Origin of the sequence: Pseudomonas palmensis (assembly GCF_049942755.1) — a bacterium.
Taxonomy (GTDB): Bacteria; Pseudomonadota; Gammaproteobacteria; order Pseudomonadales; family Pseudomonadaceae; genus Aquipseudomonas; species Aquipseudomonas palmensis.
Genome location: NZ_CP187958.1, coordinates 1,915,513 through 1,929,004, shown reverse-complemented (window position 1 = coordinate 1,929,004; position 13,492 = coordinate 1,915,513). Strand labels below are relative to the sequence as shown.

Annotated in this window: 13 protein-coding genes and 1 pseudogene; 10 read left to right on the top strand and 4 right to left on the bottom strand. The window is 52.6% G+C overall.

What is annotated here, in order from left to right; translation table 11 throughout:
* The first annotated feature begins 289 nt into the window (after nucleotides 1–289).
* The 10 genes from ACPRTJ_RS08790 to ACPRTJ_RS08745 all read left to right on the top strand — a co-directional run bounded on the left by ACPRTJ_RS08790 (nucleotide 290) and on the right by ACPRTJ_RS08745 (nucleotide 10,022).
* Nucleotides 290–1,303 carry a tyrosine-type recombinase/integrase gene (locus ACPRTJ_RS08790; protein ID WP_426428608.1) on the top strand — a complete coding sequence of 338 codons (1,014 nt, stop codon included), beginning with the start codon at nucleotides 290–292 and terminating at the stop codon, nucleotides 1,301–1,303.
* Nucleotides 1,304–1,452: 149 nt separating this feature from the next.
* Nucleotides 1,453–2,139: a hypothetical protein gene (locus tag ACPRTJ_RS08785; RefSeq protein WP_426428606.1), complete on the top strand. Its 687-nt coding sequence runs from the start codon at nucleotides 1,453–1,455 to the stop codon at nucleotides 2,137–2,139.
* 69 nt (nucleotides 2,140–2,208) lie between these two features.
* Nucleotides 2,209–2,481, top strand: a complete 273-nt coding sequence (locus ACPRTJ_RS08780; RefSeq protein ID WP_426428605.1) for a helix-turn-helix domain-containing protein — start codon at nucleotides 2,209–2,211, stop codon at nucleotides 2,479–2,481.
* A 1-nt stretch (nucleotide 2,482) separates the two neighbouring features.
* Nucleotides 2,483–2,800, top strand: a complete 318-nt coding sequence (locus ACPRTJ_RS08775; RefSeq protein WP_426428604.1) for a hypothetical protein — start codon at nucleotides 2,483–2,485, stop codon at nucleotides 2,798–2,800.
* A gap of 311 nt (nucleotides 2,801–3,111) precedes the next feature.
* Nucleotides 3,112–3,393: a hypothetical protein gene (locus ACPRTJ_RS08770; protein ID WP_426428602.1), complete on the top strand. Its 282-nt coding sequence runs from the start codon at nucleotides 3,112–3,114 to the stop codon at nucleotides 3,391–3,393.
* Nucleotides 3,386–4,273, top strand: a complete 888-nt coding sequence (locus ACPRTJ_RS08765) for a toprim domain-containing protein (protein WP_426428600.1) — start codon at nucleotides 3,386–3,388, stop codon at nucleotides 4,271–4,273. The genes ACPRTJ_RS08770 and ACPRTJ_RS08765 overlap by 8 nt, the downstream gene beginning before the upstream one ends.
* A complete protein-coding gene (locus ACPRTJ_RS08760; protein WP_426428599.1) occupies nucleotides 4,270–6,024 on the top strand; it encodes a DUF927 domain-containing protein in 1,755 nt (584 codons plus the stop codon). Before ACPRTJ_RS08765 ends, ACPRTJ_RS08760 begins: the two co-directional genes overlap by 4 nt.
* Before the next feature lie 543 nt (nucleotides 6,025–6,567).
* Entirely contained in the window at nucleotides 6,568–8,253 is a 1,686-nt protein-coding gene (locus ACPRTJ_RS08755) for an AAA family ATPase (RefSeq protein ID WP_426428597.1), read from the top strand.
* Between the two features lie 73 nt (nucleotides 8,254–8,326).
* Nucleotides 8,327–9,181, top strand: coding sequence for a DNA adenine methylase (locus tag ACPRTJ_RS08750; RefSeq protein WP_426428595.1), 855 nt, complete (start codon nucleotides 8,327–8,329; stop codon nucleotides 9,179–9,181).
* A gap of 55 nt (nucleotides 9,182–9,236) precedes the next feature.
* Nucleotides 9,237–10,022: a nucleotidyltransferase domain-containing protein gene (locus tag ACPRTJ_RS08745; protein WP_426428594.1), complete on the top strand. Its 786-nt coding sequence runs from the start codon at nucleotides 9,237–9,239 to the stop codon at nucleotides 10,020–10,022.
* A 136-nt stretch (nucleotides 10,023–10,158) separates the two neighbouring features.
* Here ACPRTJ_RS08745 and ACPRTJ_RS08740 read toward each other — a convergent pair.
* From ACPRTJ_RS08740 to ACPRTJ_RS08725, 4 genes and pseudogenes are all read right to left on the bottom strand, one after another.
* Nucleotides 10,159–10,522, bottom strand: a pseudogene (locus ACPRTJ_RS08740) (transposase); the annotation flags it as partial.
* 145 nt (nucleotides 10,523–10,667) lie between these two features.
* A complete protein-coding gene (locus ACPRTJ_RS08735) occupies nucleotides 10,668–11,036 on the bottom strand; it encodes a hypothetical protein (protein ID WP_426428592.1) in 369 nt (122 codons plus the stop codon).
* A 437-nt stretch (nucleotides 11,037–11,473) separates the two neighbouring features.
* Nucleotides 11,474–12,330, bottom strand: a protein-coding gene (locus ACPRTJ_RS08730; protein ID WP_426428590.1) for an IS5 family transposase whose coding sequence is annotated in 2 segments (ribosomal slippage) — nucleotides 11,474–11,986 and nucleotides 11,989–12,330 — 855 coding nt in all. Because the reading frame shifts where the segments join, the coding sequence is not laid out codon by codon here.
* Nucleotides 12,331–12,445: 115 nt separating this feature from the next.
* Nucleotides 12,446–12,931 (bottom strand): helix-turn-helix domain-containing protein, encoded by a 486-nt coding sequence (locus ACPRTJ_RS08725; protein ID WP_426428589.1) that lies wholly within the window; start codon nucleotides 12,929–12,931, stop codon nucleotides 12,446–12,448.
* Between the last annotated feature and the right edge of the window lie 561 nt (nucleotides 12,932–13,492).

The following is a 13,492-nucleotide window of genomic DNA, read 5'->3' as shown; positions in this document are numbered from 1 at the left end:
GTGGTTCGCCTGCCAGCTTTGACGGAGGCCAAAACTACACTGTGTATCGAACCGTCGGTGACTTCAGAAACACTGGAAGCTGTTTTTGCAATCTTGTGATGGTGCGGCACCAGGAGTCGAACCCGGGACCTACTGATTACAAGTTAGAGGGTAGGGGGGTATACGAAGTTTTACGTTACACTACGGGCCTATATGGATCAGGGTCTGTAGAGCTTTAATGCTTTTACGGGCTATCACCAAAATCGCTGAATTTTGATAGCCCGTGCTAGCCCGGTCGGAGGGGTAGGCCGTGAAATTTAAATTCACCAAGACTGCGTTGCTAGCGCTCTCGCTGCCAGAGACAGGTAGTCGAACGACTGTCTATGACACCGAGGTTCCGAAGCTAGCCTTACGATTGACGTCCGCCGGCACGCGCACTTTTTATGTAGTGAAGCGCTCTGGCGCATCTATGGCGTGGGTGAAGCTTGGCACTTTCCCTGGCATGACTGTCGAGCAGGCCAGGGCCGAAGCGCAGAAAATCTTGGGTGAGTTTGCGGCCGGCGCGAATCCAGCCGCAGTACGCCGTGCCATTCGCGAAGAGCCGACCTTTGCGGAAATGCTTGAAGACATGCTGAAGAACAAAAAAAAGCGTAACGGTGCGCCGATTACTGATCGCACTAAGCACGACTATCTAGACGTACTACGTCTGCACATGACGCTGATTAGGTCGAAGAAGCTTTCACATGTAACTCGTGCCGACGTGAAGGCGATCCACGTGAAGACCAGCAAGAAGAGCGAGCGCCAAGCCGACAAAGCGGTCGCAATAATCTCGTCGGTCTTCAACTTTGCCGTCGATCACGAGCACTTCACTGGCACCAATCCGGCTATGCGGATACAGAAAAATCCGGCAGTTTCACGCGACCGGTTCGCCCAGCCGGGCGAGCTACCTTATCTGCTAGCCGCCATTTCTGAATCAAGTCTGAGTAGCTTCTTTCTGATGTCGCTGTTGACGGGCGCGCGCCGTTCCAATGTGCAATCAATGGCTTGGCGTGAGATCGACTTGGACGCGGGCGTTTGGCGAATCGACATGACGAAGAACGGCACGCCGCAGAGCGTGACGTTGTCGCCCGAAGCCGTAACCATTCTACGCTCCATCAAGGAGACCCGGGGTAGTTCACCTTTTGTCTTCCCTGGTACAGGCAAGACTGGGCATATAGTCGAGCCAAAAAAGGCCTGGGCGACGATCCTTCGTCGCGCCAGCATCCGTCGCTTACCTCGGGAGCTGGCAAGCAAAGACCGGCGCTTCGCTGATAGTCATCGGTAAGTCACTGAACCATAAGAGCCTGCAATCCACTGAGATTTACGCACGTCTTGATCTTGATCCCGTGCGTCAGTCTGTCAATGCGGCAACCCAGGCGATGCTAAAGGCGGGCAATGTGCTGGAGTTCAAGCGCACATGAGGAGGTTGCCAGCATGACTGGTGTGAATTGGGCGCGGCAGCCCCAGGGTCATTGGTCGAGGCTTGAAATAGAGACAGAGGTATCAGGCGAGATCAACAAAGCCTTGATTTTAGAAGTCCATCGGCTGACTGGAGGGCGAGTTGATGAGAAAGGAATGTGGAGCCTTCTTCACGCGGTGGCAATTGCCAGCCAATCGTACCAAGTGGCTCAAAAGCGTGCGGCGACCAACAAAGATGCCAAGGCGCAACTGAAGGCCATGCTCAAAATGGACGATTCCGGTCTGAGCAAAGCTCTCGAACGGTGCGATAAGGGCACGTTGGCGCGGATAAATAAAGCCCAGAACGATATGGACATGAGTCTGCAAACCAAGTGGGTTTTTTGTGATGACCCGGATGCAATGCCGGGCATTCAGATACCCGCGCCTGAGAGTGTACGGCGGTCAGTACAGATAGCTCTTGACTGCATCGGATTGGATCGATGTGGGCCCAAAGGAACGCCCCACCAGCATAATCTTGTACGCGCCTGTCTCACCGTCTGGGATGAATATCTGTCCAAGCATAACTTGCCGGCAAGAACCCCGGGGCGTCTCGCTTTTGTCCGCGCCGCCTTTGAGGCAGCCGGGATGGTGCTGGGCGACAAGCGCCTGGAAGAGCTTATGGCCAAGAGTGCGCGCCCAGGGAAGAAAAAGAGGCCTAATTAAGCAGGGTGTGCGTAGTCGAATTTTTGCCAATCATGGCCCCACTAACTCAATAAGTACGGGGTCATCTACATGCATAGCACCAGCGCTGCGACCATTGCCGCAATCAAGTCGGAGATTGCCGCTCAGCTTGGTTTCGATCAAAAGTACCCGCCTGTCAACATCGACGACAAGCAGGCGGCTATAGCCTTGGGTGTGAAGGCATCCACCCTTGCGGTATGGCGTTCAACTGGCCGTTACAACTTGCCATTCCTCAAAGTGGGCCGCCTCGTGAAGTACCGAATTCACGACATTGCTGAATTCTTGGCGCGCCGTACGGCCAACCATACCGGCGAGGTAGTCTGAAATGAAAAAGGGCCATGTTCTCGCAGAGATACGCACCCAATCGCACGGTGATATTGCCACCGAAGCCCTGTCCAAGATCGCCCGCGTCTTGGCGTACCTGTTGACTGGCGCCAGCCTGAACCGCTTCGAAGCTGAACACATTGGTGATCACTGTCTAAATAGCACTATTGCTTCTCTGGCGAACCGCCACGGTCTGGCCTTCCAGCGCCAGCAAGAGCGAGTCCCGAACTGCTGGGGAGCAGCCTGTACCGTGACCCGTTATAGCCTGCTGCCAAACCAGTTTGAACGTGCCCGGACCGTGTTTCGAGCACTGATGTAAATGCAAGAGGCAGGTGGCATGCAAAGCGACGAAATCCTTATGTACCGTGGCATCCCCGAGCTTTGGACGCTCACGGAGTGTGCCCTCCGGCATCAGATGAGGGGCAGAAATCCTAATGTTTCCATCGGTGTTTAAGTCGCGCTCGGTCACAGTTTTCAGCTTCATTTTGTCAAGCCCACCGTGCCGCTGGAAGCTCCCAGCCCTCTTGGTTGGAATCTAGATCCAGTCGGAGTGCATACCGGCATTGATGCTTATTACGCATTGGTTGCCGTTAGGCCACTGCCCCAGACAAGTCCATAGAGAACTCATCCATGAAAATTCAAAACGGCGCTTTTGCGCTGATGGGATCGGCTTGCTCGGAGAAAGCCATCGTGATGTTTTTCGTCACCTATCCAAAACAGCCGTACCCGCTGCTCGGGCCTTTTCTGAAGTCCCTTGGTGTTGAGTTAGGGCGGTTGAGCAGCCGCAGTCGTGGCGCAGTCGTGGAAGCCCATCCGGTCAAATCGTTGGATGAACTGCCCCGCATTTGTGCCGAACTGCACGGTAGGACGTTGCGTGCCCTCATAGCTCGTCAAGAGGTGGCCAATGACTGACCCCGTGCTTCTGTTTCGTGATGCTCTTCAAGCCACATTTGGCCCGCTCAATTGGCTGCCCGTGGCCGATGGCATCATTCACCGCTTCCGTGTGCCTGGCGACGAGGCCAGCACTCGATATGGCTGGTATGTTCTTCACTTGGAGGGCATTGCATCGGGTGTGTTCGGGAACTGGAAGGCTGCCAGCGCTTGGCACCACTGGAGCAGTCGCAAACCTGTCGATCCGATGGAGGCGCAAATAATTGCCCGGCGCACCGAGCAGGCCCGGCGCCATCGTGAAGCCGAGCGGCACCAGCGCCAGCAAGCCGCTGCTATCGTAGCTCGACGGCAGTGGAGCAGTAGCGGCCCGGCGCATCCGCGTCACTCGTATCTAATCGCAAAGGGCTGCCAGCCTTACGGCCTGCGACAGTCGGGCAGCGTGCTGCTTGTGCCTCTGTACCTGGGGCGGGTGCTGGTGAACCTTCAACGCATCCGATCAGACGGCAGTAAGTGGTTTCTATCTGGTGGTCGCGTGGATGGTGTGTATTCACCCATTAGCACCCCAGAGCCGGGGCAGCCGCTTTACGTCTGCGAAGGCTGGGCAACCGGCGCTACCATCCATGCGGAAACCGGCTTTGCCGTGGCCTGCGCTATGAACGCCGGCAACCTATTGGAAGCGGGGCGTCAACTCCAACGCCTCTACCCTGACAGTCCGCTGATTATCGCTGGCGATGACGACCGTAGAACCGAGGCTGACGGCAAAGGCAACGCTGGCTGGGAAGCTGCTACACGTGCTGCCGTCATGCTGGGCTGTGGGTTGGTGTTGCCGACTTGGAGTGGTGTGGAGCCGCTGAGTCTTTCTGACTTCAACGATCTTGCCAGTTGGAGGGCCGCACAGTGAGCGTGGCTACTGTTTTTCCGCTGATACCGGAAGCTGAAGCACCAGCAATCGAACGCCCTTGTTATCGCGTCTATGACCACGGCATCACCTTGGACGGCGTGAAGTTGCGCCCTGGTGTCTGGAGTCACGGGCAAAGCTTGGATAAAAAGAGTGGCGATTATGTACCGTCCGATGAATGGCTATGTGGGCCTTTGCATGTAGATGCTGTGACTCGCAATGAAGGGCAAGACGGTGACTACGGACGCCTGCTGCGATTTCGCAATGCCGATGGCCGCGAACTTACTTGGGCAATGCCCAATGAGCTACTGGCCGGCAAGCCTGATTCGATATTGTCCGCTCTGTTGGCTAGGGGTCTGGAGGTGGATTACCAGCGCCGCACCAAGGTCTGTCAGTACATTGCTGCGCAATACCCGAAAGAACGCTTTATAGCGGCCACGTCTACCGGCTGGCATAGCCGAACGCTGTTCATCATGCCGCGTCAGAATATCGGCGTGGGTAAGGCGATGTTCCAGAGCGACTTTGCCAATGGTGACGATTACTGCCAAGGAGGCACGTTGGAAGGCTGGCAGGCGGGTATCGGAGCCGTGTGTGCCGGTAACCCGCTGCTTATTCTGAGCGTATGTGCTTCTCTGGCTGGTCCGCTGTTGTACCACGTTCAACGGCAAGGTGGCGGCTTTCATATTGTCGGCGACTCGAGCACCGGTAAGAGTTCCGCCATTCTGGCCGGCGCGTCCGTATGGGGGCACGCCGAGGACTTCAAGCGTACTTGGCGCGCGACTGGGAACGGACTGGAGGGCATTGCAAGCCAGCGCAATGACACGCTGCTGGCGCTTGATGAGATAGGCGAAGCCGACCCACGTGAGATAGGCGCCGTTATCTACGCAATCGCAAACGGAACCGGCAAGACCAGAGCCAGTCGCAACGGTTCGGCACGGGCTGCAAGGCGATGGCGTGTCATGCTGTTTTCATCCGGCGAACTGGGGCTATCTGCACTGATGGCCGGAGGGGGCAAACGTAGCCGAGTAGGGCAGGAAATTCGCCTATTGGACATACCCGCACGCCGCACATATGGCGCATGGGACAACTTGCACGGCATGACAGGAGGCCGAGAGTTCTCCGACGCCATCCAACACACCAGCGTGGCCCATTACGGGCACGCCGGGCCGCAGTTCATCCGCAAGCTGCTGGAAGTTGACGTGCTAGGTGGACTGCCTGCGCTGTTGGCGCAGTTTTGCGAGCAGTACCCCAGCATCAACGGGCAGGAAAGCCGAGCTGCTGAACGCTTCGCTCTAGTCGCGATGGCCGGTGAGCTGGCTATCAGTTTCGGCATCCTACCCCTGGCGGCTGGAGCCGCCCGTGAAGCCATGCTGGAACTGTTCGACGTGTGGCGCGCTGGGCGTGGTGATGGCCCAAGTGAAGACCGGCAGATATTGCGGGCCATTGCTGACTTCATCGCCCGTCACGGTGCCAGCCGTTTCCAGAGCGCGGCTAAGGGGAGCGAGCCTGTTCGAGATCGTGTTGGCTTATGGGATAACGCAGAAAATGGTGACCGCCTGTACCTGTTCAGTCGGTCTGGTCTGGAGGAGGCTACCAAAGGGTACGACATGGGGCGCGTAATACTGGCGCTGGATTCTGCCGGTGCCATTGCCAAGCGGGAGCACGGCAAACATCAAGCACAGAGGCGACTGCCAGAGGGTGGAAAGGATCGTTTCTACTGGATCTCGCCCGAACGGCTTGCGTGCGTTGGCTGACGGCATATTTGTGTGGGGTACGGAGGGTACACGAGGTACACCATAGTGCCCGGAGCTTTCGGCTGTACCACCGGTCAATAGGGTGTGGCGTGCATGTGGTACAAGCATGTCAATTTGTACCACCTGTACCTTCCAGTGCAGATGCATGGAGTACAGCTACAGGCTGTGCCATAGCTGGTTGTCACCCTTGTACCACCTGTATCTCCGGAAAAAGAAGGGAGTGACTTGGGCGGACTTTTACTCCAACTGCTCTGAACGAAATGCATCCGAGCTCGCCCATGCTGCGTTGAAAACGGGCCTTCGCTCGAATACATTTCGTACAGAGCATAGTCCCCACGCCAAAAATACGGCACATATTTTGTTGACTACAGCCGTTGAGGAGACCGGAAATACAGCGGACTCGACAATTTCGTTAGCAGTGGCATTATGCCCATTCAGACAAATAGTGGCTCAGCGCACAACCATGACACCTAGGCTTCCCGCTGATCCAACCTGATGACTTGGAATTTATGAACTGCACAGGGCAGTACAAGGAAAGTAGCAATGCAGAAGAACGTAACTTCAATAAGTAAGCTGGAGATTGAAAGGTTTCGTGCCCTGTCAAACATTAGTATAGATTTTGGGCAACGCATAACTGTCATATGTGGGAAGAATGGTACGGCAAAATCTTCTATCCTAGGGATTGTCGCTCAAATATTTAGTTTTAGCACTGACTACGTCAAAAAAACCAAGCTCCCCCACACAACTCTTACTGGGTCGCCATATAAGTCATTTCCTGGAGAGCATTTTAGGCTATCTAAAGCATACGATGTGACGGGCTCCATGAAAACCACGATACATTTATATGATGGTTACACGAACCAGCAAGCGACAATGCAGCTTCGTATATATGATTATAAAGATAGGCCTGATCCACGTCCTGTTGTTCGAAACAACAGAACAATCCCCGGCGCGAATACTAGTAGGAACCCAACGCACCCGGTGATCTATCTCAGCCTCAAAAGACTTACACCGATTACGCAACGTGATGGTTATGAACCTTATGACCTACAATACCTAAATGACAATATTGCCGACTTTATCTCGCTAAACCAAGAGTTACTCAACAAAAAGGGTATAAGTCGAGCGACTGCAACCACAGGGAATATCAAATCTGCGGCAGCGTTTGGAGAAAATTACGATCAGGATGCCGTCTCAGCTGGAGAAGATAATGCCGGGCAACTGCTGCTGGCATTGCTATCGTTCAAGAAATTGAAGGATGAGTATGCTGATTACAAGGGTGGCATACTTCTAATCGATGAAGCCGACGCCGGGCTCTTTCCAGCCGCACAGTTAGCACTAATAAAAATACTTACAAGAGAAGCAAAAAATCTCAATATACAAGTGATCATGACCACGCACTCACCGCTTATAATTGAGGAGATTTACAGGCTTTCAAATCTGGATCGTAAAAGTTATAAGACGATATATCTAAGCGACACTCACGGGCCTATCGAAAGGCGTGAAAATATTTCTTGGGCAGAGATATATTCTGACATACTTACTAAGACCATTGAGGTCGATGATGATAAGTATCTTCCGAAAATAAACGTTTACTATGAGGATCGCGAGGCGGTGGATTTTTTTGACGCCATCGTCACTAAACGCCCTTTGCGGAAAATTATATCGCCACTGAAGGAGGTAAACCTTGGATGCAAGTCCTACCTTTCTTTAATTGACCATAAAATTCCGGAGTTCTTTTCAAAAAGCATCATCGTACTGGATGCGGACGCTCACGGTGCTGATGTTAACCCTACTGTGGCACTCCTCCCCGGAGCGCTTCCTCCAGATCAATTGCTATTTGAGTTTCTTTATAATCTTCCAGACAGTGACCCTTATTGGAAAAACAAAATAAAGTTCACCAAGCCGGTGTTCAGAAAAGCTGCCGTGGCCTTGACAAGAAGGCTGAACTTGACAGCGCCCGTAATTAATCTTTTGGATGAAATCACAAAAGATAGCTTAATTAAAAACCAAGCCCCGATTCGTGAATCGTTCAAGAATTTCTATAAAGATGCTGAGATTCAAAAAGCAATTCATGGTAAGGCGGAGTACAACCCATTCAGAGCATGGGCGCGTGCAAACAAACAAGAATGCGAAAAATTTTTAGATGGCCTGACCTCGAAGATAAAGGCCGTGATGATTAAGGGGCACGGTGTAGATAGCGCGATGCTCGCATATTTAGACGAGTGACTTTGTCTAGTGAGTGATCAAATGCCTCGGGTAGTGTATAATCGGAAAATTAACTTAAAGAACTGTGCTAGCCATGTCCATTGCCCCTTCATTTGTGACCCCGCTTAGATACCCTGGAGGTAAGGGGCGGCTAGGTGCTTGGTTAGCCGAGTTAGTTAAGCATAACAACTTTAAGGATCGGCAGTACATTGAGCCCTACGCAGGTGGCGCGGGGGCAGCAGTGTATTTGCTGCTTAACAATTTTATTGACCGCATACTAATTAACGACGTTGACGTAGGTGTGTATGCGTTCTGGTGGTCTGTATTTAATGATACGGAAAAACTAGTAAGCCTAATAAATGAAACCCCGATAACGATTGACACCTGGGAAGAGCAAAAGTCTGCAATGCTGCTAGGAGACACCTCCGATCTAGTCAAATTGGGGTTTGCGACATTTTTTCTCAATAGGACAAATAGGTCCGGTATCATTCGAGGTGGAGTGATTGGCGGCAAGGCTCAAAGTGGCTATTACAAGTTAGATGCCAGATTTAACAAGGCCGGACTTGTTGCGCGAATTGAGTCCTTGGCACAGCTTCGGGAAAGAGTAAAAGTTTCTAATGTCGATGCTATAGAGCTAATTGATGACGAAGATTTGGCAGCGGAATCTATATATTATCTAGATCCTCCGTACTACAAAAAGGGTGCGCAGTTGTATAGAAACCACTACAGGCCAAGCGATCATCTTGAGATTTCACAGTCTGTTGCTGCACTTAAAGCCCCTTGGGTTGTGACATATGATAATTGCGTGGAGATTTGTGAACTATACAAAGCTCATAGTATGCGCGAACTCTCATTTCACTACTCCACACATTTGTCCAGGCCTATTGCAAAAGAGGTCATGTTTTTTGGAAATCTTGAAACCCATGCTGAGCCAAGCATGCGCCGTTGACCTGATAAAATTTAGTCATAAAAAGATGAAGCGTACTCACAAGAGTTAATCATCCATGATCAGCAACGAAGATATTGGCAAGGTACTTAAAAAAATAGAAGCGGACCATGATGTAGTCGTAATTATGGCTATTGAGGCTGGCAGCCGTGCCTACGGATTATCCTCGATCAATAGCGATTATGATGTTCGATTTGTGTACGCTCATAAAGAAGACTGGTATCTTTCAATTTCTCTTGAGGAACAGGCTGACCACATAGACTTCTCAACCTTGGACGGTTTGGATTTACATGGCTGGGACTTACGCAAAGCACTGAGACTATTTTGGAAGTCTAATTCATCATTTGTCGAATGGCTTCAGTCTGATTTGATCTACCTAGAAAAAACGCACTTTCGTTCGCAAGCCAAACGCTTGCTCGCAGATATCTATTCTATCGGAATAGGTATCCATCATTACCAGGGTCTAGCGAAGCGTAATTTTAAGAGGATGGCCGCAGATACGTTAGACTCAAAATTGATGTTGAGCTCTTTGAGACCGCTCCTGACTGCCTTGTGGATGTCGAAGTATCAAAAACCGGCACCTGTGCGTTTAAGCTACTTGCTCTCCACTCTGACAATAAGTCCTGAGGTACAGTCAGATATCAATAGTCTTGTAGAGCGTAAATGTCGTGACGCAATCTTAACGGATAGATCTGAATTCGTTAGATTGTATGAGTTTATTGAAAGCACACTTGCCGCGCCCGAGCTGACTCATATTCAGAAAATTAGTCGGGACAACAATGCGCATCTGCTGTCGAATCTTTTTAGGCAAACATTATCTGAAGCCTGGGCCGAGCCTTATTAGGCGCTATACGAAAAGCCTTGATACTCGGTGACGCTGCGTTGAGAAAGGCCTCGGAATGCTCATTTACCATCCATAAACTCTTCTTCTCGGCTGTTTTCGCCTTGTCTGACCTTCGTCTCAAGGCTTTTCATACAGAGCCTAGAGCGTGATCGGCAGGCTCATCCAAGCCCCTTTTATTCGGCGCCAGAAGCGGCTCGGGTTGCGCGTACTGCGGTTGAGTCGATCATCCAGGTTTGCACACCGATCAAGCCTGGCTGATTCAATCTCAGGTGCAAGCGCTGAGCATCTGATCGAATGCCCCCGAGCTTCGCTAGCCCCTAAACCGCTGATAAACCGTTGTCCCGGCATATCTCGTCAGGCAGCACCTGAGCAGAGCACCCAGAGCACGCCATCGAGCATCAGGCGGTCGCTCAGGCGGGGCCGCCCCGGCAAGGGATTTCGGTGAAGAGACCAGTCTCCGCAACCCAAGCCTCATCCGAGAGTTCGTAACGCTTTGCCATCATAGGGTTTCTTTCCACAATGCCTTACCCGGAGCTTAAATTAAAACGGTAAAAGCCCAGCACCCATCTCAATAAAGCAGCTTGGCCTAGTGGTACGAACGCTGGGATGCCGATCTACACCAAGAAGTTTTTACCCCATCACCTCTCAGATACCCCAAGGATTAGGCTGTAAAAAAGAAGAAATTGGGGCGCCTCGATATACATATTTGTGCTTCTTCTCGCCGAAGGGAATTTCATGATAAACCACGCCCCCCCTACAGCTAATGATTTTGTTCTGAATATCCCGCATGATTGGTCCAATCTGATGCGGTTCGCAATACACTCTGCTACCCGAGCCAAAACCAAAGCTTTTCAGATGCAATACACGCCATGAATCACCGTCATATATTGTTGCATCAATGTATTTCGTCCTCCCCGGCCCAGGATGAACTGCAACATCACCAACGTTTGGAAATAATACTTTCGCAGAGTGAGCAGCTCCTGATAGTACAATTTGACTGGGGGGCTTCGACATAAATTAAGCATCCTCGCTATTCTAGTGAACTAACTCAAAGTTAGTGAACGGACGTGGAGTATTCAGAAAGGTCTCCACATCAGCTTCCATACCCAGACGCAAATCCTTTGCTCCTTCAGTGCAGAGCCACAAATCCGCGATGGCTGAAGGATTGAAAGCGGCAAGGCCAGCATCAAGACTACAAATTTGTTAGCAGCACGTCCATACGCCTCAGTAGTGTCGCAACGCTCCCTGACCCACAAAGCTCGACGCCTTTCATGGCTATCTGCACGAGCGAGTCCAGCAGGATCACCGGCTCTGGCTGCTCGCTACCGTGCTGTTACGTGAATTCGTGAGCGCGGTTATGACGGTGGTGCTTCCCAACTGCGCACCTGGCTGGCCAGAGTCAAGCGCTGCCAAGCGCGACGATGGCTCGGTCATACGGTTCGAAACCGAGCCTAGGCTCTGTACGAAAAGAGATGTCGCAAACACCGCACGGAACAAGCCAGCGAGACCATGGCGGCATAGCTTTTCGCGAGCTTGTCGAAGCGTGTCACGATCCGACGGTTCTCTTTTAACCAGCCAAACATGCGCTCGATGATGTTGCGCTGTCGATACTTGGGCCGATCAAACAGTCTGGGTAAGCCAGGCTTGGGCTTGCGCTTCATCGAGCGCATCGGAATGACGGGCTGCATTCGATATTGGTCGCAGTAGCGGCGCAGCGCTTCGGCGTCGTAGCCCGTGTCGGCAAGCAACCACTTGCAGCGTTTACGCGGGCGGCCACGTTGACTTGATGGAATGCTTACTTCGTCCAGCAGTGGTTGTGCGTAGCTGATGTCGCTGGCTTGACCGCCAGAGAGAAGGAAGCGCAACGGTGTCCCGTTGGCGTCGCAGAGCATGTGGATTTTGGTTGTCAGGCCACCGCGACTGCGGCCTAGAGCGTGATCGGCAGGCTCGTCAGGCCCCCTTTTTTCCCGGCGCCAGAAGAGGCTCGGGTTGCGCGTACCGCGGTTGAGTCGATCATCCAGGTTTGCACATCGATCAAGCCTTGCTCATTCAATCTCAGGTGCAAGCGTTTGAGCATCTGATCGAATGTCCCTTGATTTCTCCAGCCCCGAAACCGTTGATAGACCGTTGACCACGGGCCAAAGCGATCCGGCATATCTCGCCACGCAGCCCCTGAGCAGAGTAACCAGAGCACGCCATCGAGCATCAGGCGGTCGCTCAGCCGGGGCCGCCCCCGGCCATGGGTTTCGGTGAAGAGATCAGCGACCACAACCCAAGCCTCATCCGAGAGTTCGTAACTCTTTGCCATCACAGAATTCCTTTCCGTTGATGGCGGGGGACTCTACAAAATCTAAGCTTCCCAGGGGCGCCGATTGGGTTTCTCGGTATTTCGTACAGAGCCTAGCAAGCTACTTTCAAACGTTTTACTCGGGGGAGGGTAGTGCACGACTCCAAAGGAACTGGACGGTCGAGGTATTAAGCCCGAGCTTTCTTGCCGTGGCTGCTTGCGTTAGGCCCTCCGCTTTGCATGCTAAAACGAGAGTCAGCTTTTCAAGATCAGCAGGGCGGTTTGGGCTACGTTTTGCAAGTTTGCCGCCTACCAGCTGTGCACGGATCGCCTGCATACCAACGCTGCCCTCAATCAGGCGGACTTCTTCACAAGCACGTTCCAATCGGTCTTGAGGGGATTCGGAGTCACGCGCCGACAGTGTTAGAGCTAGCAAGGTGAGAGGGGAAAGGTTGAGCGCATCGGCAAGCTCGTCGAGCTTGTCTAGGGTGATGCTTGAGGCTCCGTTTTCGAGTTTGCCCAGATAGGTACGCGAAGCTGCGTCTGCCAGGTTTTCCTGGGTACGGTGCTGGGCGCTTCGCACAGATCGAAGCACAGCAGCAAATGCCGGCTTAAGCGACATAATTGCCTCCCCCTGAAAAGGGAAGGATCAGGCCATGTTGCCATGACCAGTTACACACCGTATAGTTTTCGTAAATGGTTGTCTTGACCAAGACGCACCGGAAGCGAGAGTGCTCGGTCTCAGCTCCCCTGCGCATCTCCATGGATGGAATACGAATGGGCACCCAGCGCCAGACTGACCTCCCACCGGTAGCGACGCGGCGATCCACAACAATGTTCGGGATCAGCCGCTCGCGCGTGGGATGTCTTTGTGTGCTATTCGATGGAGGTCCGTCATATCCTGAAATGATTGACGCGCTTCAGACGATGCGTGATGAGTATGGGTATCTCGTCAAGCGAGGTGAAAAGCTAACGGCGCCCGAATGGCTTCACCGGATGAATGCAAGTGGCGGCGTGCTTACATCGGCTCAGCTAACCGCCGTCGAAACACTGATGGGCTGAGCAGCCAGTTACACCTAGGTTCGTACGCTTGTTGATCCCTCTCCTAGCCCTGGCTTTAAGGTGATATGGCTGATGCAGAGCATCACGATCCTCATCGTCTCGCCCCTTCAACGATCAAGGC

Coding starts and splice junctions, on each gene's coding strand:
- ACPRTJ_RS08755 (WP_426428597.1), top strand. CDS start 6,568: ATGCAGAAGAACGTAACTTCAATAAGTAAGCTGGAGATTGAAAGGTTT.
- ACPRTJ_RS08775 (WP_426428604.1), top strand. CDS start 2,483: ATGAAAAAGGGCCATGTTCTCGCAGAGATACGCACCCAATCGCACGGT.
- ACPRTJ_RS08725 (WP_426428589.1), bottom strand. CDS start 12,931: ATGTCGCTTAAGCCGGCATTTGCTGCTGTGCTTCGATCTGTGCGAAGC.
- ACPRTJ_RS08765 (WP_426428600.1), top strand. CDS start 3,386: ATGACTGACCCCGTGCTTCTGTTTCGTGATGCTCTTCAAGCCACATTT.
- ACPRTJ_RS08780 (WP_426428605.1), top strand. CDS start 2,209: ATGCATAGCACCAGCGCTGCGACCATTGCCGCAATCAAGTCGGAGATT.
- ACPRTJ_RS08735 (WP_426428592.1), bottom strand. CDS start 11,036: ATGTCGAAGCCCCCCAGTCAAATTGTACTATCAGGAGCTGCTCACTCT.
- ACPRTJ_RS08750 (WP_426428595.1), top strand. CDS start 8,327: ATGTCCATTGCCCCTTCATTTGTGACCCCGCTTAGATACCCTGGAGGT.
- ACPRTJ_RS08785 (WP_426428606.1), top strand. CDS start 1,453: ATGACTGGTGTGAATTGGGCGCGGCAGCCCCAGGGTCATTGGTCGAGG.
- ACPRTJ_RS08745 (WP_426428594.1), top strand. CDS start 9,237: ATGATCAGCAACGAAGATATTGGCAAGGTACTTAAAAAAATAGAAGCG.
- ACPRTJ_RS08770 (WP_426428602.1), top strand. CDS start 3,112: ATGAAAATTCAAAACGGCGCTTTTGCGCTGATGGGATCGGCTTGCTCG.